The organism is Methanosarcina sp. 1.H.A.2.2 (genome assembly GCF_000979975.1).
Taxonomy (GTDB): domain Archaea; phylum Halobacteriota; class Methanosarcinia; order Methanosarcinales; family Methanosarcinaceae; genus Methanosarcina.
Map to the genome: position 1 here is coordinate 52,507 of NZ_JJQL01000036.1, position 24,270 is coordinate 76,776.

A 24,270-nucleotide genomic window follows, 5' to 3' on the forward strand; every position below is an offset into this window, starting at 1 on the left:
TTTTCCAGTTCAAATGCGTAAGTCCTATCCCGGTTGTAAAATCAATTTGATTTTTAGATCGGTTCTTAGGAAAAGCCAAAGCCTTTTAAAGGTGAACCTCGCTCAATCTGCATGACATGTCCAAACCAGTATACCTTGGCAAAATGCTCCTGCACTGGTGCGATGCCTGCAATGTGCCTGTGCTCGGAAAACAGTGTGGTTGCGGCAATAGAGCAAAAAAAGTTGAGGTCACTCCTCCCGGCGATATTCGTCCGGCTTTTGATTATGATATAAAACGCATAAATTCCGTTTCTGAAAAACAGTTCAATGCCTCCCTTATCCCCGAAGGTCACCTTGTGGTGCTTAACAAAGCCCCTTATGAAGACCGGATGGATGAAATTATAGTGGACGGGGAAGTCCTTGCATCTATCAGGTTTGAAATCGAAAACTGCACATGGGTCCTGCTCCCCAGGCTTGAGGGAGCACGGCGGCTTTTTCAGGGCAGGGACAGGAAAGAGCTTAAAAAATGGGTTGTGATTGAGCCGGAAATTATGCCCTTTATCCTGAAAAAAGGGGCAAGTATTCTTGCTCCCGGAGTCCTTGATGCAGACCCGGAAATCGAAAAAGAGGACGAGGTTGTTGTTCTCCTTCCTTCAGGAGAGGTAGTTTGCTGCGGGAGAGCCCGGCTGACAGGCAGGGAAATGATTGAAGAAAAGCGCGGGAATGCGGTAAAGCCGCGCTGGAGTGCAGAACCCGTGGCTGCAAAAATCCTCCCCCCGGAAAAGAGCTGGGATGATGCTGTAAAAGCTAATGAGAAAATTCTTGACTCAATGATAGAGACTGCTCATTCTTTCATAAGAAACGTTTCCGGAAGTATGGACCTGAAAGTCAGTGTATCCTATTCCGGGGGCAAGGACAGCCTTGCAGTGCTGCAACTTGTGGATGAAACTCTGGACGATTATGAATTGATGTTTGCAGATACAGGGATTGAGTTTCCGGAAACCCTTGAAAACGTCCGAAAGGTTTCCGAATATTATGGAAAAACCCTCCGTACAGCGAATTCAGGAGATTCTTTCTGGGAGTCTATTGGAGTTTTCGGGCCTCCTACAATGGATACGCGCTGGTGCTGCAAGATCTGCAAACTGGGGCCCATTACCAGGGTTATTGACGAAAACTATGAGGGAGGTTGCCTGAGTTTCATAGGCCAGCGCCAGTACGAATCCCATGCTCGCTCCATCAGTAATAAGGTCTGGAAAAATCCCTGGGTTGGAAATCAGGTCGGAGCGTCTCCCATACAGGAATGGACAGCTCTGCATGTCTGGCTTTATCTCTTCAGGACAAAAGCTCCCTATAATCCGGCTTATGAGAAAGGGTATGACCGAATGGGATGCTGGCTCTGCCCTTCCTCCTCACTATCCGACTTTTTCCAGCTTAAGGAAAGCCATCCCGAACTTGCACAAAAACTCAACTCCCACCTCCTGGCCTACGCAGAACGGATGGGGCTTTCCCCCGAATGGGTAAAATACGGCTTATGGCGCTACAAACGTTACCCAAAGGTCCTGCAGGAGCTTGCGGATAGAAAGGGAATATCCCTGCTCCCTACTCAGGAAGCTCCCGGAGAGCTCCATTTTGAAGTTGCCACAGGATACAGGCCCTGCAAAGCAGGAGGGATTTCTGCGGATGGAAGTTTCGGACAGGCGATAGACATCGAAACTCTTAAAGAAAGCGGAATGCTTAACCCGGTAGGGAAAGTTTCCTTCATAGAAGGGGCTGCCTCTGTTGTCCTGGGGGAATCCAGAGCTCAGGTCTTTGCTTCAGGAAATGTAAACGGAAGAAGTGAAAACGAAAAAACACTGAAAAAGCTCATGCGAATGGTCGAGTTCTCGGTAAGAAGGGCTATTATCTGCCAGGGCTGTGGAGTCTGTGTAGGACACTGTGAGCACAGCGCGATTGAAATGAAAGAAAAGAGAGCCTGGATCAAGGAGAGCTGCACTCACTGCGGAGCCTGTATAGAGGTCTGCCCGCTTGTGAAATTCATGTAAGTATTATCCAGTGTTAAATGTTCAGGTTGTCCCTAGTTAATCTCTTGACATTATTCCGGGCAGCCTGACCGACATCTCCTATTTTTTCCTGTCCTGTACCTGTGCGGCTGGTTTCGTTTTTCTCTTCTGCATTGTGCAGAGCCATAGCTGGCTCGTCATCCAGAGAACAAACGATCATGAGGGGGCTGCACTGTTGTTAAATAGGCCTGATCTCAAAATTCCTTCGCTAACCTCAACTAAGAGATGAACCCTGGAAAACACTACAGAAGGACAGGGAAAAGCTACCAGTATTTTTTAATTAGTCCTCTTGAACAAAACTAACTGCTAAAACCCATAAATTAGACATGTTTGTCCTCTTGAGCGAAGCGAAAAGGACTGCGGGCTGTTGCGATTACATTGTAACTCCCCGGAAATCTCCGATTTCCTGTGATCCCGATTCGCAATTCGGGACGCGCAACTAGGGTGGCACAACCAGGGGAAAAAGCAGAAAAAAAGTAAAGTGAGTCCACGGCAAGGCAGGGCGGATGGACTTAAACCAGAGAAGGTTACCTTGCCAGGGCTCCAGGTCCCGTGACCTGTAAGAAGTATTATTCGGCATCAATATTGATCTCAAAGCAACTTGCTATCTGGTTACCCCTCCGGTATGTGCCTGTTATCTTTTGACTTCCCTGGCAAGTTACCTGAATATCCCATACACGGTATCCCCCGCTGCCAGTCTCTTCTTCATCTTCAGGGACAAACCTGTCCCTCATTATCTGTAGGCCGTTACTGGTTGCGATATCCCAGCTGAAGCCGCTGACTGGATTTTCCGGAAACTGGATTGTAAACGGTTTTTTAATCATATTGTCCCTCTCCTAACCGTCCTTATGCAGCCGTTCTTCCTTTCCCACTTTTAATATTTTTCGCCATTTTTTGTGAATTTCAGCTAAAGTGCCGTTTTGAAGAAACCCACATGCAGAGGTGATCTTCATAAAAAATAGCCTCTTTCAAAAAATGGGGTAGGAATTCAGGTTATGGAAGCAATTTCAAAATGTTATCCTTATTATTATTGCATTTCTTGTTTGATAAATTTTATGAAAAAATTCTCTCCCGGGTTAACAATAAAGTGGTAATCACAATAAAATAATTCCAACTAAGGCAATGGTCATTTATATACTGGTGATGTATATAAATTATGTAGGTAGATAAAATCCTGTACATCTATAATAGAGTAAACATAACTCTCATAGAGTAAACATAACTCTCATAGAGAAACATAACTCTCATAGAGAAACATAACTCTCATAGAGTAAACATAACTCTCATAGAGAAACATAACTCTCATAGAGTAAACATAACTCTCCTAACCTGTATAAACGACCAGGCAAACATAAAATCTAAACATACACAAACAGTAAGGTAGACATACTCCCAAACACCTGCACAACACAGGAGTCAATAATCAAAAAGGCTTTTCTGACCCTTTCTTTTCTGGAGCCCTTCTACCTTTATCCCCACGCGCCGGAGTTCAGTCCTGTTTTCCGAAAGGAACCCGCCCAGGATTTCCCGGGATACTTCAAGAAGTATTTCCTTTGAAGAGACTGCATGGTTGAGTGTGTGACTCCTGGTGTACATCCTGAAATTCGAGTTTATGGCTGTAACGGTTACAACCCTGAAGGAGAGTTCCCTTGAGTCCAGTTTTTCAATAACGTCTCCTGCTAGCCTATCCAACAGTGGAAAGATCAGTTCCGGGTCCAGAGTATCCTCAGACAGGGTTGCAATCCTTCCGATCTGCTCTGAGCCGTCCCTTTCCTTAAGGGGGGAGTCATCAATTCCTGCAGCAGCTTGTTTAAGCCACGTACCCCGGGATTTTCCAAAGGTGGAAATAAGTTTGATAACATCATACTCTGCAAGGTCCTTTACTGTAACTATGCCCATTTCCTGCAATTTTCTTGCAGTTATATCCCCTATCCCCCAGAGTTTGGACACCTTCAGCGGCCAGAGAAAAGCTTCCAGATCCTGCGGACTCACGACCGTAATTCCATCAGGTTTTTTTGCGGAGGAAGCCATCTTGGCAATAAGCTTATTTGGTCCGATTCCTATAGAGCAGGTCAGGTTCTCCTTTTCTTTGATTTCCTTTTTAATCTGCATCCCGATCTCAAAAGCAAGGTTAAAGTCTCCCCCCGTCCTGTCGGTAATATCAAGGAAAGCCTCATCAATACTTATCTGTTCAAAGGAATCTCCGTTTTCTCCGGGGTCTGCATAGTTGCGGAGAATTTCCATGATTCTGTCTGAAACTGAAGTGTAAAACTCCTTCCTTACAGGCAGGAAAACGGCTTCGGGATTGAGTTTCTTAGCCCTTGAACAGGGCATCCCTGATCGGACTCCAAACTCTCGTGCAATGTAATTACATGTGCTTACAGATCCGCTGAGTTCGCTTCTTCCGGAGAGCATGCAGACCACAACTGCTTTTCCGCGGAGTTCCGGCTTTTCCCGCTCCTCAATGGCTGCATAAAAATAGTCCATGTCTATGTGAAGAATGACCCGGTGCATTACAGTAAAAGATGCGGGGAAGATTTGTATAATTATCTCTCAAGCTTTGAAACAGGAAAATTGCAGACAAAAGTGCAGACAATGGAGCACAAACTTAGAAACTCTCGTAAAAACATAACGCGCAAGCAGCAAAATGAACTCATGTGTCTTTAAAATAAAATGGAATAAATATAAAATAAAAACCATAACACATAAAAAAGATAACTTCATTAGATGTAACACGATTTTTGAAAAAATTATTTTTCAGCAGTTAAACACGATCTTCATACAGGACGTTTTCAAGTATGAGTATATCGAAGCTCCCACACACCTCAGAAGAAGCAAAATCTATCCCGAAAGAAATCGCAGGCCGGAGGAATCTTAATACAGGGGTCAGCTCCGAAAAAGCAGACCGGATCTCTGAAATAAATGGTATTCCTATCCTTGAAGTCAAAGACCTCTGTCATAGATATCCTCATCTTGATTCAAACGCCCTTGATAATATCAACCTGAAAGTCTTCAAAGGGGAAAGGGTTGCAGTGCTTGGGGCTAACGGGGCAGGAAAATCAACTCTTTTTAAGCACCTCAATGGGATCCTTCGTCCTCTTTCCGGAGAAGTTCTGGTAAAAGGAGAAACTGTTACTAAAAAAAATGTCCGTATGTGCAGGGAGGCAGTGGGGATAGTTTTTCAGGACCCTGATGACCAGGTGCTTGCTCCAAGTGTTGAAGAAGATATAGCTTTTGGGCCTATCAATATGGGTCTGTCCAGAGAAGAGGTAGAAACCAGGGTTAAAGAAGCCCTTGAAATGGTGGGCCTTACAGGTTTTGAAGAGAGAGCTCCGCACCATCTGAGCGGAGGGCAGAAGAAACTTGTGGCAATTGCAGGCATCCTTGCCATGCGTCCGGAAGTTATTGTGCTTGACGAACCCACCGCAGGGCTTGACCCTTTGAGTTCAGCCCGCATCCTGGAACTCATCATGAAAATGAACCGGGAACTTGGAATTACCCTGCTTCTTTCAACCCATGATGTGGATGTTGTCCCTTATTTTGCTGAAAGGGTATTTGTGCTTCATCATGGGAGACTTGAGGCTGACGGAAGTCCGGAGGGGATATTCAATGACCCCGAACTCCTGAAGAAAGCTCACCTTAGACTTCCGAGGGTGGCTGAAGTATTCGAAATGCTCCGGCAAGAAGGACTCGATGTAAACATACAGATAACAGCCGAAGCGGCCAGAGATGAAATACTGCGGCTCATAAACTCTGGACAGCAAAAATCGGGGAATGAGTGAAAGCCGGAAAGAAGGCTCCTTACAGGAGATTATATTTATGGTAACTCTCACGGATATCGAACGCGAATCATATAAAAACAGTCCCATACACAGGCTTGACCCCCGGGTCAAATTACTCTTTGCGCTCGCGATAATCATTTATGTAGTTAGTCTGCCCCGGATTCACGAAAAAAATATGATTCACCTTTTTGCCATAGAAGTTTATTTGCTGCTTCTTGTGCTTGTTTCCGGGCTGGATTTAAGATATTTTTTCCTTCGTATTGTTGCGATTTTACCGTTCGGACTCGGAATTGCCCTTATCCAGCCTTTCCTGAGACCTTCCTTCATTGAAAATTATACTCTTTACCCATTTGACCTGCCTTTAGGGCTAAGTATAACATACGAGGGACTTGCTTTTGGGAGTACATTGCTTGCGAAATTTCTGGTCTGCATAACAGCCATCGTCCTGCTATCTTCCACTACACGGCTGAGAGACATGGTTTCAGCAGCAGATAGGATGGGCATTCCAAGGGAATTTACTTTGCTCCTGAGCATGATGGTGCGTTATCTCTTTCTGTTCTGGGCCGTCCTCAAAAGGATAAGAATCGCACAGCAGACCCGGCTCTTTGATATCTGGAACAAAGATGTGCCGAGGAGATGGGCCATCGAGCAGGTAGGAAATAGTATGAGCGCAATTTTCATACGCTCCTACGAGCAGGGAGAAAGGACCTATATCAGTATGCTTTGCAGAGGCTATGGAAGAGGGTATGAAAAAGCATATTATCGGACAAAAATAAGGATTCCGGATATCTTTTTTTTGCTCCTGAGCGCATGTTGCATATTATATATCCATCTTTATATCTGAAAGACCTGCTGCCTGAAAAGAGGCTAGAGTTGTATCGTTTTTGAAACTCGTTTTCTGCAGATCTCCAGAGGTTTTCATCTTTTTTTCAGAAATACAACCGTATTATTAACTGGAGGTTCCGGCTGAACCCTGAGGTATTCTTCAAATCCTGAAGGCAGCTCAAAGAGGGAACTATCGTCCAGAACTCTCCGAAGACCTTTTTCGTAGAGGCGGTAGGAGACTTTGCTCCCCTCAGGAATGACTTTTGCAAGGTGTTCGAATACCTCCTTTTTGGGTTCAGCCTGGGCAGCGACCATGTAAAGGTCACAGCTGATTTTAAGGGGCAGGATGAAGTGGTTTCCTTCTATTATCTTGATGCTTTCGGAAAGACCAAGGCGGGCAATTACCTCTCGGGAGAGGCTTGCCCTTTTTCCATCCTGCTCAATTCCTATTCCGGAAAGGCCGTATTCGCTGCAGAGCACTATCAGACTCAGGGGGAGAGGGCCGCTGCCAAGAAAAAGAACACAGTCGTTGGGTTCCAAGCCGGAATCTGTATATTCGGTCCTGGCAAGCTGCAGGTAGTTCGGGTAAAATGTAAAATTCCGGAGAGTTTTCCACGGATTCGAGCTTTCAAGAAGGCTTTTTGCTTTTTCAATCTCAAGTTTCAGGTTATATAAAAATCGAAAGCGAGAGATCGCATCCATCAGATAATTAAAATCCGGGCTTTTAAGGATTGCATCAGTAGACTTTTCATCTACATTTAGGGCTGCAAGTTCATCCAGCCTTATAAATATGGAATGCAGTTCTTCAGAGGAGCTTTCCAGAATCTCTTCCTTTCCAAGATCATTTACCATAACAGAAATCTGCCAAAGTTCGGCAATTAAGGGCGCGGTATCGATTTTCGGGATGTTATTCACACTCCATGAAGACCAGGGTATTGTTTACCTTGCCAGAAGGGTAGATTTCAGTTATTTTTCGAAAACCCGTGGTCTGGTCCGGTTGGACTGGCCAGTAGAGCAACTGCCTCATTCCGCTATAGTTACGGTAGCACACCGAGGTTGGATTTTCAGGTTCTGACTTTCGATTTTTTATAATCGAATGGAGGTTCCTAAAGATGTGTTGTTTGGGTTCAGCGAGCCCTGCTACAAGCACAGAGTCCCAGTCGAGTTCTGCAAGTATATTTTCATCTCCCTCGACAATACTGATTTCTTTTTCGAGGCCAAAGTGCTTTACACAACTTTTTGCCAGTACCACTGCTTCGGGATCCTTATCTACGCCGATACAGCGGATGCCGTATAGTTTACTAAAAATTAGCAGGGTAACAGGAAGGGGGCCGCAGCCTATAAAAGCCAGCACTTCAATTTTGGGGGAATTCTGGACATGGGTTTTAATCATATCTTCGTATCTGGAATACAGGGGAAAAGACTCCAGCATTTCCCAGGGTTCTTTGCAGTCCAGAATTTTTCGTGCAAGATGGGTCTCGTGCAGGCTGAAAAAATGGGTGTAACTGGTGTAGACAGCGGGAAGTAAGGATCTGATCAACGGGTCCCTGAGTAAGGCCTGGCAGAGATCTTCAGCAACATCCCGATGCCCAAGTTCATCCAGTTCGGAGAAGATTTCATAAAGGTCGGAAAGATTCGCCTCTGCCTTTGTACTTAAATCCAGATCTTTAATATTGCTGTAAAAATGCAATATGTGAGACCTTATGTCGTATAATTGCGGCTCATATTCCTGAAATTTGAATGGAAAATTGTTGTCTTCAGCACTCAGTAAGCTGTTCATGAGATTAGATCCCTCGTTATTCCTCAACAATGAATTACAAAAAATGTAATATGTGCATATTTTATGGGCAGTTTTCAAGATTCACATATAAAGTTTTGCATAATTTTCGACAAGTATGTATGATAAAAAGTTTTGTTGTATTATGTAAAAAATATGAGGAAAAATGTAAGAGATCTTAATAAAACTCATAAATATAATAAGAAAATACAAAAAAATAGATTGTTAACGGAGTGATTATAAAAATGTTGGGGCATTTTAGGGAAAGTTTTGATTAAAAAATGCCGGTCAGAGAGGCTTAACCTCACTTTTTCTGCCCTGATATCAAAAAAATGGAGTTATCCCCCAGAAGCCTCTGCGAGAATGAGTGCCTATTTTTTTGAAACTCCTGAACCTCCCGGAGAGGATTGATTGCAGTGTTCACAAATCCGGTTTCAGAAAAGAGAAGTGAAGCATTCTCCGGACTCATTTTTTCATAGAAGGGGAGGGAATTCCTTATTGGGCCGTAGCAGTCCTTGAAAATCAGATTGTACTGGTTCTTTTTTGCAAACCTTGCAGCAAACTCGGAAAGCCTTCTTTTGATACGTTTGTCTGGTCGGGGATCAAACCAGTTGCCATCGATGGCAAAAATCATGCCTTCCGGTTTAAGGACTCTTTTCCATTCGCGAATTGCACAGGAAGGCTCCGGGAGGGTCCAGAGCAGGTATTTACTCACAACCAGGTCAAAATGACCGTCCTCAAAAGGCAGATTTTCCGCGTCTCCGTGGAATAAATCAATTTCAATACCCATATTATCTGAATTATTCCTTGCTTTCTCTAACATGCCTGCGGAAATGTCTATGCCTGTTACCTCATGCCCCATCTCGGCAAAAAGGAGTGCGAGAAAACCAGTGCCTGTTCCCACATCCAGTACTTTTAAACGCTTGCCGGAATCCAGGGAATTTTCAAATATTTGTTTCCAGACAGTGCGTTCTTCTTCATCAAAGCCATTTACCCCATTTTTGTAAGTGGAAGACCTGAAATTCCAGTAATTGGCAATAACTTTCTTGCAGTCTATAAATACTCCTCCATATTATACAAATCTGGCAATATACCAATGTACTTTTTTTTCACAACAAATATTACTAAAACTTTAAATCGAATGAGTATATATTACTTAATGGCATAAAAAGGCAACTATGCAAAAATCAAAAATACATTGAAAAATGGGGGCTATGTAAATTAACACCAACTTTTTTTCTGCGAATATATATTCGACTTGGTGGGTAATATGGGGATATTTAATCTGATTTAAAAATAAAAACACAGGTCCTGAAGATGACTTCCCTAAATAATTGTCTAAAAAAATAATACCAAAATGTATATATGTAATACTGAATTATCTAAGATATAGGAAAATCTTTAAAGAATTTGTTCCAAAATGAATGACAGTAACAGTAATAATAGATTAATAAACTGATCTTTATTCACATTATAAAATTCTACAAATTTTGTTTTATGGGATTTTTATCCTCATCTGAAAAATATTCTTAAAAATATTTTTTGGATGTACGCCGGGAACAAGGAGGAGCCTTTGTAATCTCTTCTGAGTTTTTGATCTATTACGGTCACAAGATACTGAAAACAAATCTAAATTTTGATGATTCCAGAATATATTAAAAAGTCTCTAAAAAGTCTCAAGTGGGTAAATTAAAATTTAAATATAGAAAGAGGAAATGAAATATGCATATACCTGATTCGTTTATACCTTTAAGCCAGGCAGTTATTTACTGGGTTATTGCCCTTCCTTTCATTATAATGTCTATGAGATGGGCACGAAAAGAGCTTGACGAGATGAAAGTACCGATTCTCGCTGCCCTTGCAGCAGGAATCTTTGCTATCCAGGCAATGAATATTCCTATAGGGATGGGGACTAGCGGACACATGGTCGGGGCAGCCCTTGTGGCAATTGTTTTCGGAAGCCCCTGGGCAGGAGTTCTCGTACTAACGCTTGTGCTGCTCGTGCAGGGTTTTGCCTTTGGTGACGGTGGGATCACCACAATGGGTGCAAACATCCTGAATATGGGCGTTGTTTCCGGGTTTGTTGGGTATTATACTTATGCTGCCCTTCGCAAGAGTGTGGGCACAAGTGTCGCAGCTTTCGGGGGCGCCTGGCTCGGGCTCTTTATCTCTGCAATGGTCTGTGCTGTTCAGATGTGGCTTGCGGGCACCTTCCCCCTGGATACGGGACTTATGGCAATGGGTACCTATCACCTGATAATTGGTTTTATTGGTGAGGGACTGATCACTGCAGTTGTAATCACCGCGATTGCAAAATCCCGCCCTGATCTCCTTGAGGATAGTTTCACTGTCAAATCGGATAAGTCTAAGAAGGAGGTTCACGCATGAGCGGAAACTCTAACCTGAAATTCTTTTATGCTGGAATTGCAATTGCGCTTCTGCTTTCGGTTCTGGCTCCCTTCCTCGCATCTCCAGACCCCGATGGGCTTGAAAGTGCAGCAGGTGGCATTATTGAAGAATCAAAGATGTCTCAACTTGAAGAAATGGAACCTGCAGTAAGTTCTCCAATGCCTGACTATTCAATTGAAGGTATGGGAAAAAGTGGAGAAGTTATGGCGATTGCCATAGGGACTATAGCGGTACTGGCAATCTGTTTCGGGTTTGGAAAAGTGTTCAATAGAAAGGCCTGAGCAAAAAATCGTTATCCATTTTGAAAATCCGCCCTTCTTTCGGGGAGAGGCGGTTTTTCATTGTAGTTTTTCATAAGTCCTGTATTTCAGCAGGCTTTTTTCCATATTCTCTTCAATCAATATATTTTTGTGTCCCATGAACAAAACTTCCACTGGTTACTCATCAATAAATATTATACTGGAAGGACACAGCTCTTTTACAACACAAACATGGCATCTGGGTTTTCTTGCCTGGCAAACTTTCCTCCCGTGATAAATAAAGGTCATGGAAATTGAATCAAGATCTTCTTTTCGGGCAAGTGATATAAGGTCCTGTTCAATTTTTACCGGGTCTGAGTGCCTGGTAAAGCCCAGCCTCCCTGATACTCTTTTTACGTGGGTATCGACGGCAATCCCTTCTATTACTCCAAAAGCCCTGGCAAGCACTATATTTGCGGTTTTTCTTCCAACACCGGGAAGGGTTACCAGTTCTTCCATGGTCTCCGGGACTTCTCCACCGTAGCGTTCGACAATCAATTGCGCAGTAGCTTTGATATTTTTTGCTTTGTTTTTGTAAAATCCTGTGGAATAAATGTCAATTTCAAGTTCCCTTATGTCTGCGCTGGCATAGTCTTCGGCAGTCCTGTATTTTTTGAACAAATTTTCAGTTACCCTGTTAATCTGGACATCCGTTGACTGAGCAGAGAGCACGGTTGCTACAAGAAGTTCCAGCGGGTTGCTGTAGTTAAGAGAAGGTTTTGCATCCGGGTACTCTTCCTTTAAAAGCGCCCATACCCGGTCAAAATTATGCCTGTTGTCAGGAATATCATACTCCTGCAAGGGCTCATTAGGTGTCAATTTCTTCGGTTTTTTCTCCGGCATCAAAGAACTCCATTACCGTGTTTATTTTCCCGGCCTTAACCACAAGAACAGGTTTCTTAAAGGCATCTGGATCTCTTTTTATTTGACCTTTTCCGGGCCATGACTCTGTACCCCTATCCCCCTATACCACTTATTCTTTCTATTTCCAGGCAATAAGAATTTCATCTGAATTTTTCCTGAAAGAAGTTTCTGATGGTAGAGGGGCAGAAAAAATAGTTCCAAAATACCAACAACTTAAAGAACTAGAACCTCAAGAGATTCATGATTAAATGTTAACCGAAATGTTGTATTTGAGGAATTAAACTCTGATTTTTTTCAATAAAAAAAGTTTCTTATTAATAAAATAATATGTAAACCATAAGTTTTATAGCTAATAATTTTTAAACCAAATATATTGGTGATTTTTTGGTAAAAAGGGCATTGCTCAGCGTTTCAGACAAGACAGGAATTACGGAATTTGCACGCGGGCTTGAAGCACTCGGCGTGAAGATCATCTCAACAGGCGGGACTGCGAAAATTCTTCGTGATGCCGGTATCGAGGTTACTGATGTCGCGGAAGTCACAGGCTATCCGGAGATGATGGGGGGAAGAGTCAAAACTCTCCACCCGAGAATTCATGGTGGGCTCTTATGCCTGCGGGACAGCAAAGAACAGATGGCGGAGGCCGCAAAAGAAGACATTTCCCTCCTCGATCTGGTGGCCGTAAACCTGTACCCCTTTGAAGTAACGGTTTCCAAAGAGGGTGTGGAACTTGAAGAAGCCATCGAAAACATAGATATCGGGGGTCCTACCCTTCTCCGCTCGGCAGCCAAGAACTATCGCTCGGTAACGGTGATATCTGACCCTTCGGACTACGGGCATGTCCTTACGGAACTGCGCTCAAGCGGAATTATCTCCGACAAAACCCGTGCTGATCTTGCGGTTAAAGCTTTCAGGCATACGGCTGATTATGATGCAGCCATTGATACTTATCTGAGCAGGACCCTGCTTGGAGAAGATGTACTGCGCCTGAAATATACCAATGGCGTAAAACTTCGCTATGGGGAGAACTGGCATCAGGAAGCCTCTTTTTTTAAAGACCCTAAAATTGAAGGTCCGAGTCTGGCAAAAGCTGCCCAGTTGCACGGGAAAGAACTTTCCTACAACAACTATGTAGACGCCGACAATGCTCTTCAGACGGTCAAAGAACTGGGAAATACTTCTCCGGCTGTGGTAATTGTAAAACACAATAACCCATGCGGACTTGCTACTGGAGGCACACTCTTACAGGCTCTGCAGGCTGCCTGGGACGGAGACCCGATTTCGGCTTACGGAAGCATAATCTGTACAAACGAGACTTTTGACCTTGAAGCTGCAACTTTTCTGAATGGGAAATTCGTCGAAATCATCCTCGCCCCTGACTTCAAGCCTGATGCCCTTGAATACCTGAAAAATAAAAGTGAAAATCTGAGGCTCCTGAAACTTCCGGAACTCAGAGAGGTTTTCGGGACGGAATACACCTACAAATACGTAATCGGGGGCATGCTTAAGCAGAGCCGTGATATGGGGATCTACGAAAAATGGGAGTATGTTACTGAGATCCCCTATCCTGAGGACAAACGCGCCCTCTCGGAGTTCTGCCTTAAAGCCTGCAAAGCTACAAAATCCAATGCTGTGACCCTTGCTCACGAATACGAACCTGGATACTTCATGGCACTGGGTATGGGAGCAGGGCAGCCTAACAGGGTGGACTCGATCCGCAAACTGGCAGCTACAAAGGCAGTTGAAAATCTAAAGGTAATCTATGAACGTGAGCAGCCTGCTGCACCCTTCGAAGAGTACTGCCAGAAGATTATGTTAGAATGTGTAATGGCATCAGACGCTTTCTTCCCCTTTGATGATAGCGTAGTCTATGCAGCAGAAAACAACATCCGCTATATTGTTTCCCCCGGTGGGTCGATCAGGGACAATGAGGTTATTGCTACTGCAAACCGACTTGGAGTTTCCCTGGTTTTTACAGGCATGCGGCATTTCCTTCATTGAAATCTCAGTAAAGACAACGAAAAACTCAAGGTATACACTTGAGCTCAATGTAAAAACTCGAGTACCCTGCATTTAAGGGCAGGGTACATTCTCATTTTAAGCTTATTTTTCAGAATCTCATTTTAAGCTTATTTTTCAGAATCTCAGTTGAAGCTTATTTTTCAGAACGGCAGTTTAAGCTTATTTTTCAGAACAGCATGATTTTAAAGATAATAGCTTTGCCGGAGTTGAAGTTTTTATCTATTCTTACTTAAGTGTGCTGTATATGAGGGTTTAATTAACCAATTACTTTTTTAATTAATTAATACATTTGCGTACACATTTATTTCACTGCTGGATTTGCGTACTTTCATTAATAATTTCTCGAAAGGCTACATCAAATATCAATTTTTTATCCATGATTTTCAGCCTGCTGGCTGAATATGTAGCTTTAATCCGTATATTAGTAGAATCATTTTATATCATTATCACACGAATATTTTTTGTAAAGTGTTAAATATTTCCCAACTGGATATCTTACGTTTTCGAAAGACTGGTACATATAATCTCTAAATATCATCAAAAATTATTAAGAATCAAGTCTACTCTTGAAAAAGATAATATATCTTGAATTCGTATACCATTCTAGCAATATTATATCACCCTGATATAACTGCCACCTCAATTCAATATAAAAGATGATAAAAATTAAAAAAATCAAATTACCTTCGCTTCAAATCAAAGTCGGAGAACTTATTTTTCCATAATAACTCTCCAATTTCTCTAAATACATTATAAAAAATCACGGGCTGATATGTGTGAAATCAACTGGACTTTTAAGCATTCTAACCTTTTCTGAAAAACGAAAAGATATTTTATTTCTACTTCAGGGGAGCCCAAAAACCCTTTCGGAGATCAGGGACTACTTCGATGTAAAATCACCGGAGATTCTACCTCGCCTGAAGGAAATGGAAACCGCGAATTTAATTGTCAGACAGGAAGGACTGTATCAGCTGACTTCTCTGGGGAAAGTTGCAGCTATATATTACAAACCTTTCCTTGACACTCTGACAGCTATCGAAGCAAACGAAGACTTCTGGAGAGAACATGACCTTATAGCAGTTCCTGATATGTTGCTAAATAGAATTCAAGAGCTAAAGGAGTGCAGAGTTATAAAGGACGAACATGAACATATTTATGATTCCCATAAGGCGTTCATGGAAAATGTCCTGACTTCCGGTCGTTTTATGGGGTTTGCATCCATTTTCCTTCCCAGCTATCCATCGATGTTTTTTGAGATGGCCCGCAGGAACATCCCGATCTCCATAATTGTTACACCAAATGTCTTTTTTAAAATAAAAAGCGAGCATAACGCTGAAATTGAAGAGTTTCTTAAGTACAAACACACAAGTTTCCATGTCTACGACAGCGCAAAGGTAGCTTTTGTCGTAACAGACAGGTTTATGTCACTCTCACTGTTTTTCAAAAATGGAACCTTTGACCCGAGAAGTGACCTTGTGGGTTTTGATTCTTTATCACTTAAATGGGGAGAAGACCTTTTTAAACATTACAAAGAGAGTGCAGTCGAGATAAAGAGTCTGTAAACTGAAGGGTTGTAATGTCCTGAGGTAACAGATCTTCCGAGAGTCTAAAGAGGAAAATGCTGAAAAACAGAATTGGAAGTATGGCTGAAGACGCTCGATCTTCAGTCTAACCTGCTTAAAGCCTATTTAACCAGGCTTTCGACAGATCTCTTTTACTAATACTTTTTGTAAACGTTTTAATATTACATCAGGCTCCAGATGTATTCTCAGATCAAGTATCAGATCAAGTATCGGATCAAGTATCGGATCAAATATCAGATAAAGTATCAGATAAAGTATCAGATCGAGTCTTTTATCATAGTTTTTTTATTAGAATCTTTTGTACAGTCAGGTCTTATGCAATCAGAGCGCTTGCAATCATCCTGAGTCCAAGAATCGAAGTTGATTCTCCGTCCACAAGAAAAGTCCTTTCAAGTTTTCTGGAAGAAAGTTTCTCATCCTCAGAATTTGTAAAGTTCTGGATGCATATCAGCCCGCAAATGAAACTGTAGAGAACTATAAGGGGTTCGAAAGCAAGGACTCCATGGATAAGGGCAATCCCGAGTGCCAGGTGGGAGAGAAGGTGCATGGCAGTAAGAAGATTGCGGGTTTTCTGTGTTCCGAGGCTCACGGGAAGGGTCTTGATACCTGCAAGAGTATCTCCTTTAATGTCCTTGAAATCATAGATGGCAGAGTTAATAAAGAGTTTGACTCCAAAGAAAATAAAAACCAGAACAATAGGAACCAGATTCCCACACCCACTGCCTGCAAGGCCTGCAATAAAAATACCCCATGTAAGCCCCACAACAATATTCTTAATTCCAAGTCCTCCTTTGAGTTTCAAAGCGAACTTGCCGATTTTTATGCCTTTACTGTAAAGATAGCCAGTTATGAAAGGTATGAACGCAAGTGTAAGAATTCCCTCTTTTGCCAGTATATAAGTTCCTATAATAAAAGCCAGCAGTGAAATCGCGAGTCCAACTTTTTTATTCGAGCCATTCAGTTCCGTCCGGTTTACGGTGTCTTCTTCGGCTCCCAAAGCTCTGTCAAGTGTGTATACAGTATAAATTATTAGACCACCTGCAATGCAGGTTAGTATACTTGATTGAATATGGAGTAATAGAAATGCGAGGTGTATTCTTAATGCACCTGAGAATGCAACTAAAATAGAACTTTTCAACAGTTCAATAGTGGCATTTTCCTTTTTACATTCAGGGTTAGTCGTTCTACGGTGCTTGAAAATGTGTCCAAAACTTCCAGAAAATTCATTGGAGCTCATGAAACTAATACAGTCTGACTTTTAAATATAATTATTTCACTATAATATGGGCAGATCTGTATAATGAATAAACCATTAAACAATTTGTATCTCATTGAACTAACAATTGTGTGGATTAACTATCAATTATATTTATACAGATAAACTATTCGATCAGAACTTTTTAAAAAAAGCAACGGGATACGTTATTCTAAAAACTTGAACGCGCAAAAAACGTGTAATTCTACAGGATCAACCCTGTACTCTGAGTGTCGACGGCAAATTTATAACGAATATTTAATCTTCGTGAAAACAAAAATGACCCAAAATGAGGTTGTCGCCGGATTGACAATTTTCCTAACGATAACATACATAATTTTTGTGAAACATCAGATCCTGAGTAGCACGGGAATGGATTTCGGGATCTTTATGGTTGCGCTTTGTATCTCATCTCTTTGAGCAAGCGCCAGAGTTCGGGAAAAAATACAGGCAAAAATATGCAAAAACACAAGCAAAAGAGGGCATGATAACTTTGCCCTCCCTTTTTTTATGGAGGGCAAAAAGACCTTGTCTGAACCTTATATGTGGAAGTTTTCACGGAGGGCGCACGTGAAATACTACTATATCTCAGTTTCGTAAACTATTTTTAGTAATAATATTCACATATATATTTTATCCCGCAAGGGACATTTGAATTATTGTACTCGAAATCTTTTTCTTTTAAAAGGCAGAGACTTTCCACCACATCTTTACCCTTGTACTCCAGCCCTTCTGTACGAGAGCCCCATTCTCTTCCTCAAGTACTTCCTGAAGGTAAGACCTGAGAATTTCTTCCTGCTCAGGCGAAAATGCGGCATATTGAGGCTTAAAGTGCTCAAGAGCTTCTTCGAGATTTTTAAAGCGGTTTTTGTGTTCAAAAGGAAATACTTTCACATCTGGATAGATTCCCATATCGTAGAGTACGTTGTAAAGAACGTCTGCCTTTGGGCCCTGCCTGTACTCACACTCGTGCAGGATGGGCCAGAGTTTTCGAGAGTGTATGTCCCAGGACGTATCTCCTGCAAACCAGTAAAGGTAAACATATCCTGAAGACACGTCAATCATTTTTTGGATTGAGGCCCGGATATCTTTCATGCCCAGGGAGTAAGATGCAAACACGACATCATAAGGGGGGCAGAGGTCAGGCTCTGTATCAACAGTTTCCCAGTCTTTATAGACGCAATCGATATTCCTTATTCCGTAAGTCTCGATATTTTGTTTCAGAATCTCCATCATCCCTTCTGCAGGCTCGACTGCTGTTACATGTGCAACTCTCTCCGCAAGAGGAATTGCCAGGCTTCCGGGGCCTGCCCCGATGTCAAGGACTCTGGACTCCGGGGAAAGAACCATCCCAGTCAGGGTTTTTTCAATCCTATCCTTATTTTCCAGAGACATTTCCCAGAAACGTCTGGCGTTCTCTTTCCTTTTCCACATGTTTGTGCAATCAGTATTCATCTGCGTTTTACTCTGCAACTCCATTCTTTCTTTCCAGAGCTCATTCCAGTCGATTTTTATATCCATTCTGCTTCCTCGTTAATTTGCTTAGTTTTAATACGGATAATATAAAAAAATAAATGCGTATTAAGAAATAAGTATTTTTCTAAAAAATATCATAAATATATGAAACCAAATACTCTATGTCAAAAAGCGATCCGAACTAAATGACCGCGATAAAAATGGGCAAAAAATATACACAAAAAATAGGCGATAAAAAGAGCTAATAAATAGATATAGTCAAAAAAATAAGCCCACTAAAAATAGCTGATAAAATAGATAATGGAGAATAAATGAGTATGAAAGTTTAATATAAAAAAAATCCGGGCTTAAGAGCCCGAAAAAATATTCCTTAACTGTCACACGCTTTTTCAGAGAGGAACCATCTTTTTCCCGTAAGCCTCGTTCAGTACCTGGCCCATGGCTGTGTAGATTGCGGAAAGTCCTGTAAGGATTCCTTCATAACCAGCGATTTTGAGTATTGCTGCACTGCCAAGGTAGTTTCCTGCGGCCAGCAAGAAGAACAGGATTGTAAGAGTCAGGAAAACAACAGAGAGAGCCCTTGAGCCTTTTAGTGTGCCTATGAACATGAAAAGGGTGAAAACTCCCCACATGAAGAGGTATGCGGCAAATGGGAACGCCTCAGTAGCAAACATTGAATAGCCTTCAGGCTTAGGGATTAAAACAAGGCCCACAAGAGAAAGCCAGAAAAGCCCATATGATGTAAAAGCCGTGGCTCCGAACGTATTGCCTTTTTTCCATTCCTCAATCCCTGCAATGACCTGAGCTAATCCACCATAGAAAATGCCCATAGATAGGATCATCGAATTCATCGGATAGAAGCCTGCATTGTGTATATTCAAAAGCACAGTTGTCATTCCGAAACCCATCAAACCCAGAGGAGCAGGGTTTGCGGTTAAATCCGCTATCTTTACACTACTAATATTTGTAATATCTTTGACGCTTTGACTCATAAAATCCAATCCTCCTTCCCGTTAATCGGAGATTTCGCCTGAACTTCCTATAAAAACTACATAGAGACACTCTGCCTTTTTTGATGTCTCTTTTTACCTTTTAATTTAGTATGTAATTATTAATACTTATATTTACGGACAGTAAATAAATTTTCAATACATCATAAATATATAATACATAATTTTATATGCAGCTATTAGATCCTCTTATGATCGGATATTATGGAGTTTCATAAGCAGCTATTAGATCCTCTTATGATCGGATATTATGAAGTTTCATAACAAGCTATTTATGAACATGTGTGGAATTCCCTTCATATGACTCAGGCAAGAAGACCTCTTATGCTTATGATCCTTGATGGCTGGGGCTACAGGGAAGCCGAAGAAGGAAATGCTATTCTGGCAGCCAGAACTCCAAACCTCGATCGCCTGTTGAAAGAATACCCATGGTGTTTTTTAGAATCATCAGGGGAAGCCGTAGGTCTGCCAGAAGGTCAGATGGGGAACTCTGAAGTCGGCCATCTGAATATAGGGGCAGGAAGAGTTGTTTACCAGGACCTTACAAGAATAAACCTCTCTGTCAGGAACGGAGACTTTTTCAAAAACTCTGTTTTGCTGAATGCAATTTCAAACGCAAAGCGCAATGATTCAAGCCTGCACCTCATGGGGCTTGTCTCTTACGGAGGCGTTCACAGTTATATGACCCACCTTCATGCCCTTATCAAACTTGCACAGGAAAATGGGCTAAAAAAAGTATACATACATGCTTTTCTGGATGGGAGGGACGTACCCCCTAAAGCTGCTCTTGCAGATATCAGGGAACTTGATGCGTTTTGTAAGAAAAGCGGGAGTGCCAGGATCGCGACAGTATCAGGGCGTTACTACGCAATGGACCGGGATACGCGCTGGGAGAGGACAAAACTTGCCTATGATGCCCTGACTCGTGGGGTAGCCCCGCATACAGCCATTAATGCTGAAACTGCAGTTTCTGAAGCCTATGATAGGGGAGAAACTGACGAATTTGTAAAACCCACTATAGTCACTGACCCTGAAGGGAATCCTGAGGCAGTCATACAGGACAATGATTCAATAATCTTCTTCAATTTCAGGCCTGATCGGGCACGTCAGCTTACCTGGGCTTTTGTAAAAGATGATTTTGAAGGTTTCGTCAGGGAAAAACACCCGAAGGTTCACTATGTCTGCATGGCACAGTATGATGAAACTCTGGATTTGCCTATTGCCTTTCCACCTGAAAAACTGGAAAATGTGCTTGGAGAAGTACTTAGCAAGCAAGGGCTTGTCCAGCTTCGAATTGCAGAAACCGAGAAATACGCCCATGTGACCTTTTTCCTGAACGGCGGACAGGAAAAATGCTATGAGGGGGAAGATCGCTGCCTGATTCCCTCGCCGAAGATTGCCACCTATGACCTCAAGCCCGAGATGAGTGCATATGAAGTTGCGGATGAGGTGATCAGGAGAATTCAGTCAGGAACGTATGATGTAATTATACTCAATTTCGCAAATATGGATATGGTCGGGCACACCGGAATTTTTGAAGCCGCTGTACAGGCAGTAGAAACTGTGGATCACTGCGTGGGCAGGATTACGGAGGCTCTGGAAAATGCAGGGGGTGTAGCACTTATAACTGCAGACCACGGAAATGCCGAACAGATGGAAAATCCGCATACAGGAGAGCCGCATACAGCTCATACGTCAAATAATGTCAGATGCATTTACGCAGGAAACGGCGAAGTAAAAGCCCTTGAGAACGGGAAACTGTCTGACCTTGCTCCCACTCTCCTGGATCTTCTCGGGGTCCCTAAACCCGAAGATATGAAAGGCAAATCGTTAGTTGTAAAAGAGTGACGGTAAAGATAAAGTTAAGGGCAATAGTAAGGAAAGGAAGCAGTAACGAAAAAAACCAGTGCTTTTTATTTTCATTTAATTTTCTTTTTGCTTCTTTTCACTCTCTCTTTTTCTCTTTAGATTTCAGTTCTCATTTTCTTTTCTTCCTGTTTGCACCCTTAAGATTTTTCTGCGGTTTTTAATATTTGCCTTTTTTCGGTTTAATTCTATTTTTTTCCTGTTGGGGGGGTGGTTCCTGATTAATTGGTTGATCTATTCCGGAATCCAGGAAGGAATCTTTTAGTTTTCTTCCCATGCGCCACACTGGGCATGAGCCGGCCTGTAAAACAGATAAAACAAAATCGGCAAACCAATCCTGCAATTAAGAAAGATCAAATACTTAAGAAATATCCCAAGGGCTGAGATAATACTTTCCTTTCCCTGGGAACCGATTTTCAATTCACAGTAAAATAAGCGCCTCCGCCAGAGCTGACGTTGTTTTTTTGTACTCAAAAACATCAACCAGGTAACAATGGATGACCTGTTGTTTTCTTACCGGTTTTTTCTGTCGCTCTTCGAATTCTTCTCATTCTCTTCCCTAACTCATTATATCTATTCATATTTAGTGGGGTTTCGTTAATACTTTTTATTACTGATTTTATTTCATTTGGGTTTCTGCCCGGTTCTTTTCTCATAAACTCATTTTTTTAAAGAGTTCCCTGCATCGGTTTTTATAATCAATACTGACTTTCCAGGCAGGATTTTTTTAAAAAGATTAAATATCAGCAGCTACAATAGAAAGTAAATATCGTGAACATATTATAAAAACCACAAATGTACTCTTTGGGGTTGTACTACACATGATCAAAATAACTACTCCCAGTCGGCTTCACATAACCCTTATCGATATGAATGGTGAGATCGGGAGGGTGGATGGGGGAGCAGGGCTGACCCTTTCCTCCCCTAACATAAAAGTTACTGCAGTAGAAGCTGATGGAATCAAGATCGAGGGGCTTCAGGGATTTGCCGACCGCATGAGAAAAGCCGCAGAATCCCTGCTTCCAGAAGGAAAAGGGGTCAGAATTCATGTAGAAGAACTGATTCCTGCTCATGTGGGCTTTGGATCAGGTACCCAGTCTGCCCTGGCTGCGGCAGCAGCTGTGAATGAACTGTACGGGCTTGGAAAAAGCGTTAGAGAACTTGCATTTGCAGTAAAAAGGGGAGGAACCTCGGGTATAGGAGTAACTGCTTTTGAGAAGGGGGGATTCATAGTTGATGGAGGGCACAGGTTCAAAGACAAAGGAGCTTTTATGCCTTCGGCCGCCAGCAGGGTGCCGCCCGGACCTGTACTTTTCAGAGAAGATTTCCCTGATTGGGATATAGTTATTGCAGTTCCCAATGAGAAAGGCATGTATGACCAGCAAGAGATCAATGTGTTTCAGGAATTCTGTCCCCTCCCGATAGAGGAGGTCAGGGAGGTTGTACATATGGTACTCATGAAGATGATGCCTGCAGTAATAGAGGGGGACATTGAAAACTTCGGGGCTGCGGTAAACCATGTCCAGACAGTAGGTTTTAACAAAAGGGAGAGCCTGATCTGGCCCGACTTCGTGAAGAACATTGCCTCCTTTATGCGCAGCCGGAGTTACGGAGCCGGAGTAAGCTCTTTTGGACCTGTAGTTTATGCCTTTGTGGATAACAGGGAAGAAGGCAGGCAACTTCAGGCAGAAGTCCAGAAAATGCTTGATGAATCGGTAGGTGGAATCACAATGATGACTCGAGCAAAGAACAGCGGGGCAGAGGTCTCTAAAGTCTGATATTTAAAGTCTGAGCTAAATTCCGGGTTAAAGAATTTTGATGTCTTTTAAAGTCCGGAATACTCCAGGTTCAGTGAGAATTAGCAGGTGGAATATCGGGGTCATGTCCCGGAATGCGATGAAAGGCCTCTCCGGACGCTCCCAGAGGATCTACGTGTACAACTGCGTTTGACAGGTAATTCAGACCATGAAGCATCCTATGCCGCACGTTTACCGCGATCTCATGCCCTTCCTTAACAGAGAGTCCGGATTCTACTGCGATGTTAACTTCAGCATAAAGCCTGTGCCCTAACCAGCGCACTCTTATCTCTGTAATATCCCTCACATCTTTTACCTGGCTGACCACCTGCCGGATATCATCAACAATCCGAGGGTCAACCCCATCCAGCATGCGGGAAAAAACAGATTTGCCTGCTTCCCATACTATGCGGAGGATTGCAACTGTGATCAGGAGCCCGATTATCGGGTCTGCGAGAGGATACCCCAGCCAGACACCAAGGGCTCCGAAAAGCACGGCAAGGCTGGTAAAACCGTCTGCTCGGGCATGGTATCCGTCGGCAACAAGGGCAGCGCTTCCAATTTCTTTTCCTACCCTGATCCTGAACTTTGCCACAAGTTCATTTCCCAGAAAACCAATAATTGAAGCTGCAGCCACAGCCCATAGATAATCAACAGGTTGTGGGGAGAGAAGCCGGTGAACCGATTCATAAGCTGCAACTGCAGCACTGAGAAAGACAAGGAAAACAATTAACAGACCTGCGAGATCTTCTGCCCTGCCGTAGCCGTAAGTAAAACTTTTGTTGGGTTTTTTTCTGGAGAGCAGGAAGGCAAATCCCAGTGGGATTGCAGTTGCGGCATCCCCGAAGTTATGAATGGTATCGGCAAGAAGGGCTACACTTCCCGAAACCAAGACGACAAGAATTTGAAAGAGCGCAGTTAGCATCAAGCCGGCAAAGGACCATTTGACAGCAAAGAGCCCCCTATCCGTGGAAAGAAGTTCGGGGTCCACAACTCCGTGGGCATGGGAATATGAGTGTTCTTCTCCTGAATGCTCCGGTTCAGATTTTGTCAATCTCAGACCTTCCTACCTGTATGTCTCTGACGACGAGACTTTCACAAGTAATGGATTCAATGTAACGAAAATGTGAACTACCCGTCATTGAAATGACGGGCATCCTGCTTCACAGCTCTCTCTTTTGAGAATAACTCCGCAGGCTCTACCCTCTGTTCCAGAGGTGATTAGATTATTAATTGCAAATTGTTTAATGTTGATGGCTGCATTAAT

At 42.7% G+C, this 24,270-nt stretch carries 21 protein-coding genes; 9 read left to right on the forward strand and 12 right to left on the reverse strand.

The window, feature by feature from the left end; translation table 11 throughout:
* Positions 1 to 116: 116 nt before the first annotated feature.
* A complete protein-coding gene (locus tag EO93_RS05420; RefSeq protein WP_048161349.1) occupies positions 117 to 2,021 on the forward strand; it encodes a phosphoadenosine phosphosulfate reductase family protein in 1,905 nt (634 codons plus the stop codon).
* A 13-nt stretch (positions 2,022 to 2,034) separates the two neighbouring features.
* Here EO93_RS05420 and EO93_RS17275 read toward each other — a convergent pair whose 3' ends face one another.
* The 3 genes from EO93_RS17275 to dinB all read right to left on the reverse strand — a co-directional run bounded on the left by EO93_RS17275 (position 2,035) and on the right by dinB (position 4,553).
* Positions 2,035 to 2,199 (reverse strand): hypothetical protein, encoded by a 165-nt coding sequence (locus EO93_RS17275; RefSeq protein ID WP_156161240.1) that lies wholly within the window; start codon positions 2,197 to 2,199, stop codon positions 2,035 to 2,037.
* Between the two features lie 409 nt (positions 2,200 to 2,608).
* Positions 2,609 to 2,863 carry a protease inhibitor I42 family protein gene (locus tag EO93_RS05425; RefSeq protein ID WP_048134120.1) on the reverse strand — a complete coding sequence of 85 codons (255 nt, stop codon included), beginning with the start codon at positions 2,861 to 2,863 and terminating at the stop codon, positions 2,609 to 2,611.
* A 592-nt stretch (positions 2,864 to 3,455) separates the two neighbouring features.
* Positions 3,456 to 4,553, reverse strand: a complete 1,098-nt coding sequence (gene dinB, locus EO93_RS05430; RefSeq protein ID WP_048161350.1) for a DNA polymerase IV — start codon at positions 4,551 to 4,553, stop codon at positions 3,456 to 3,458.
* 284 nt (positions 4,554 to 4,837) lie between these two features.
* On the opposite strand from dinB, the gene EO93_RS05435 reads away from it, so the two are divergent.
* Positions 4,838 to 5,821 (forward strand): energy-coupling factor ABC transporter ATP-binding protein, encoded by a 984-nt coding sequence (locus EO93_RS05435; RefSeq protein ID WP_082107571.1) that lies wholly within the window; start codon positions 4,838 to 4,840, stop codon positions 5,819 to 5,821.
* 37 nt (positions 5,822 to 5,858) lie between these two features.
* The gene (gene cbiQ / locus EO93_RS05440) at positions 5,859 to 6,665 is read left to right on the forward strand and encodes a cobalt ECF transporter T component CbiQ (RefSeq protein ID WP_048142183.1); all 807 of its coding nucleotides are present in this window, start codon (positions 5,859 to 5,861) and stop codon (positions 6,663 to 6,665) included.
* 74 nt (positions 6,666 to 6,739) lie between these two features.
* Here cbiQ and EO93_RS05445 read toward each other — a convergent pair whose 3' ends face one another.
* From EO93_RS05445 to EO93_RS05455, 3 genes are all read right to left on the reverse strand, one after another.
* Entirely contained in the window at positions 6,740 to 7,561 is an 822-nt protein-coding gene (locus EO93_RS05445; protein WP_048161351.1) for a nicotianamine synthase family protein, read from the reverse strand.
* On the reverse strand, positions 7,554 to 8,426 hold the full coding sequence (locus EO93_RS05450) for a nicotianamine synthase family protein (RefSeq protein ID WP_048161352.1): 873 nt from the start codon (positions 8,424 to 8,426) through the stop codon (positions 7,554 to 7,556). The genes EO93_RS05445 and EO93_RS05450 overlap by 8 nt, the downstream gene beginning before the upstream one ends.
* Before the next feature lie 301 nt (positions 8,427 to 8,727).
* On the reverse strand, positions 8,728 to 9,480 hold the full coding sequence (locus tag EO93_RS05455; RefSeq protein WP_048161353.1) for a class I SAM-dependent methyltransferase: 753 nt from the start codon (positions 9,478 to 9,480) through the stop codon (positions 8,728 to 8,730).
* A 665-nt stretch (positions 9,481 to 10,145) separates the two neighbouring features.
* Between EO93_RS05455 and cbiM the strand changes: the two genes are divergently transcribed.
* Complete coding sequence (gene cbiM / locus EO93_RS05460) at positions 10,146 to 10,811, forward strand: cobalt transporter CbiM (protein WP_048134106.1); 666 nt, start codon at positions 10,146 to 10,148, stop codon at positions 10,809 to 10,811.
* Positions 10,808 to 11,113, forward strand: a complete 306-nt coding sequence (locus EO93_RS05465) for a PDGLE domain-containing protein (RefSeq protein WP_048161354.1) — start codon at positions 10,808 to 10,810, stop codon at positions 11,111 to 11,113. Before cbiM ends, EO93_RS05465 begins: the two co-directional genes overlap by 4 nt.
* 156 nt (positions 11,114 to 11,269) lie before the next feature.
* Here EO93_RS05465 and nth read toward each other — a convergent pair whose 3' ends face one another.
* Complete coding sequence (gene nth / locus EO93_RS05470) at positions 11,270 to 11,974, reverse strand: endonuclease III (RefSeq protein WP_048134101.1); 705 nt, start codon at positions 11,972 to 11,974, stop codon at positions 11,270 to 11,272.
* A gap of 405 nt (positions 11,975 to 12,379) precedes the next feature.
* Between nth and purH the strand changes: the two genes are divergently transcribed.
* Positions 12,380 to 13,996: a bifunctional phosphoribosylaminoimidazolecarboxamide formyltransferase/IMP cyclohydrolase gene (gene purH, locus EO93_RS05475; RefSeq protein WP_048134099.1), complete on the forward strand. Its 1,617-nt coding sequence runs from the start codon at positions 12,380 to 12,382 to the stop codon at positions 13,994 to 13,996.
* A gap of 797 nt (positions 13,997 to 14,793) precedes the next feature.
* The gene (locus EO93_RS05480) at positions 14,794 to 15,579 is read left to right on the forward strand and encodes a winged helix-turn-helix domain-containing protein (protein WP_048161355.1); all 786 of its coding nucleotides are present in this window, start codon (positions 14,794 to 14,796) and stop codon (positions 15,577 to 15,579) included.
* A gap of 334 nt (positions 15,580 to 15,913) precedes the next feature.
* Here the strand turns inward: EO93_RS05480 and EO93_RS05485 are convergent, their stop codons facing one another.
* The 3 genes from EO93_RS05485 to EO93_RS05495 form a co-directional block, all read right to left on the reverse strand.
* On the reverse strand, positions 15,914 to 16,837 hold the full coding sequence (locus EO93_RS05485) for a UbiA family prenyltransferase (protein ID WP_048161356.1): 924 nt from the start codon (positions 16,835 to 16,837) through the stop codon (positions 15,914 to 15,916).
* Positions 16,838 to 17,536: 699 nt separating this feature from the next.
* On the reverse strand, positions 17,537 to 18,376 hold the full coding sequence (locus EO93_RS05490) for a class I SAM-dependent methyltransferase (protein ID WP_048134090.1): 840 nt from the start codon (positions 18,374 to 18,376) through the stop codon (positions 17,537 to 17,539).
* 344 nt (positions 18,377 to 18,720) lie between these two features.
* A complete protein-coding gene (locus EO93_RS05495) occupies positions 18,721 to 19,323 on the reverse strand; it encodes an acetate uptake transporter (protein ID WP_048161357.1) in 603 nt (200 codons plus the stop codon).
* Between the two features lie 318 nt (positions 19,324 to 19,641).
* Between EO93_RS05495 and gpmI the strand changes: the two genes are divergently transcribed.
* Positions 19,642 to 21,189, forward strand: a complete 1,548-nt coding sequence (gene gpmI, locus EO93_RS05500; protein ID WP_048161358.1) for a 2,3-bisphosphoglycerate-independent phosphoglycerate mutase — start codon at positions 19,642 to 19,644, stop codon at positions 21,187 to 21,189.
* Positions 21,190 to 21,686: 497 nt separating this feature from the next.
* Here the strand turns inward: gpmI and EO93_RS17280 are convergent, their stop codons facing one another.
* Positions 21,687 to 21,863 carry a hypothetical protein gene (locus EO93_RS17280; protein ID WP_156161241.1) on the reverse strand — a complete coding sequence of 59 codons (177 nt, stop codon included), beginning with the start codon at positions 21,861 to 21,863 and terminating at the stop codon, positions 21,687 to 21,689.
* 165 nt (positions 21,864 to 22,028) lie between these two features.
* Here EO93_RS17280 and EO93_RS05510 point away from each other — a divergent pair, with 165 nt between their 5' ends.
* Entirely contained in the window at positions 22,029 to 22,985 is a 957-nt protein-coding gene (locus EO93_RS05510) for a beta-ribofuranosylaminobenzene 5'-phosphate synthase (protein WP_048161360.1), read from the forward strand.
* Positions 22,986 to 23,055: 70 nt separating this feature from the next.
* Here EO93_RS05510 and EO93_RS05515 read toward each other — a convergent pair whose 3' ends face one another.
* Positions 23,056 to 24,063, reverse strand: coding sequence for a cation diffusion facilitator family transporter (locus EO93_RS05515; RefSeq protein ID WP_048161361.1), 1,008 nt, complete (start codon positions 24,061 to 24,063; stop codon positions 23,056 to 23,058).
* Between the last annotated feature and the right edge of the window lie 207 nt (positions 24,064 to 24,270).

Coding starts and splice junctions, on each gene's coding strand:
- EO93_RS05420 (WP_048161349.1), top strand. CDS start 117: ATGTCCAAACCAGTATACCTTGGCAAAATGCTCCTGCACTGGTGCGAT.
- EO93_RS17275 (WP_156161240.1), bottom strand. CDS start 2,199: ATGATCGTTTGTTCTCTGGATGACGAGCCAGCTATGGCTCTGCACAAT.
- EO93_RS05425 (WP_048134120.1), bottom strand. CDS start 2,863: ATGATTAAAAAACCGTTTACAATCCAGTTTCCGGAAAATCCAGTCAGC.
- dinB (WP_048161350.1), bottom strand. CDS start 4,553: ATGCACCGGGTCATTCTTCACATAGACATGGACTATTTTTATGCAGCC.
- EO93_RS05435 (WP_082107571.1), top strand. CDS start 4,838: ATGAGTATATCGAAGCTCCCACACACCTCAGAAGAAGCAAAATCTATC.
- cbiQ (WP_048142183.1), top strand. CDS start 5,859: ATGGTAACTCTCACGGATATCGAACGCGAATCATATAAAAACAGTCCC.
- EO93_RS05450 (WP_048161352.1), bottom strand. CDS start 8,426: ATGAACAGCTTACTGAGTGCTGAAGACAACAATTTTCCATTCAAATTT.
- cbiM (WP_048134106.1), top strand. CDS start 10,146: ATGCATATACCTGATTCGTTTATACCTTTAAGCCAGGCAGTTATTTAC.
- EO93_RS05465 (WP_048161354.1), top strand. CDS start 10,808: ATGAGCGGAAACTCTAACCTGAAATTCTTTTATGCTGGAATTGCAATT.
- nth (WP_048134101.1), bottom strand. CDS start 11,974: ATGCCGGAGAAAAAACCGAAGAAATTGACACCTAATGAGCCCTTGCAG.
- EO93_RS05485 (WP_048161356.1), bottom strand. CDS start 16,837: ATGAGCTCCAATGAATTTTCTGGAAGTTTTGGACACATTTTCAAGCAC.
- EO93_RS05490 (WP_048134090.1), bottom strand. CDS start 18,376: ATGGATATAAAAATCGACTGGAATGAGCTCTGGAAAGAAAGAATGGAG.
- EO93_RS05495 (WP_048161357.1), bottom strand. CDS start 19,323: ATGAGTCAAAGCGTCAAAGATATTACAAATATTAGTAGTGTAAAGATA.
- gpmI (WP_048161358.1), top strand. CDS start 19,642: ATGACTCAGGCAAGAAGACCTCTTATGCTTATGATCCTTGATGGCTGG.
- EO93_RS17280 (WP_156161241.1), bottom strand. CDS start 21,863: ATGAGAAAAGAACCGGGCAGAAACCCAAATGAAATAAAATCAGTAATA.
- EO93_RS05510 (WP_048161360.1), top strand. CDS start 22,029: ATGATCAAAATAACTACTCCCAGTCGGCTTCACATAACCCTTATCGAT.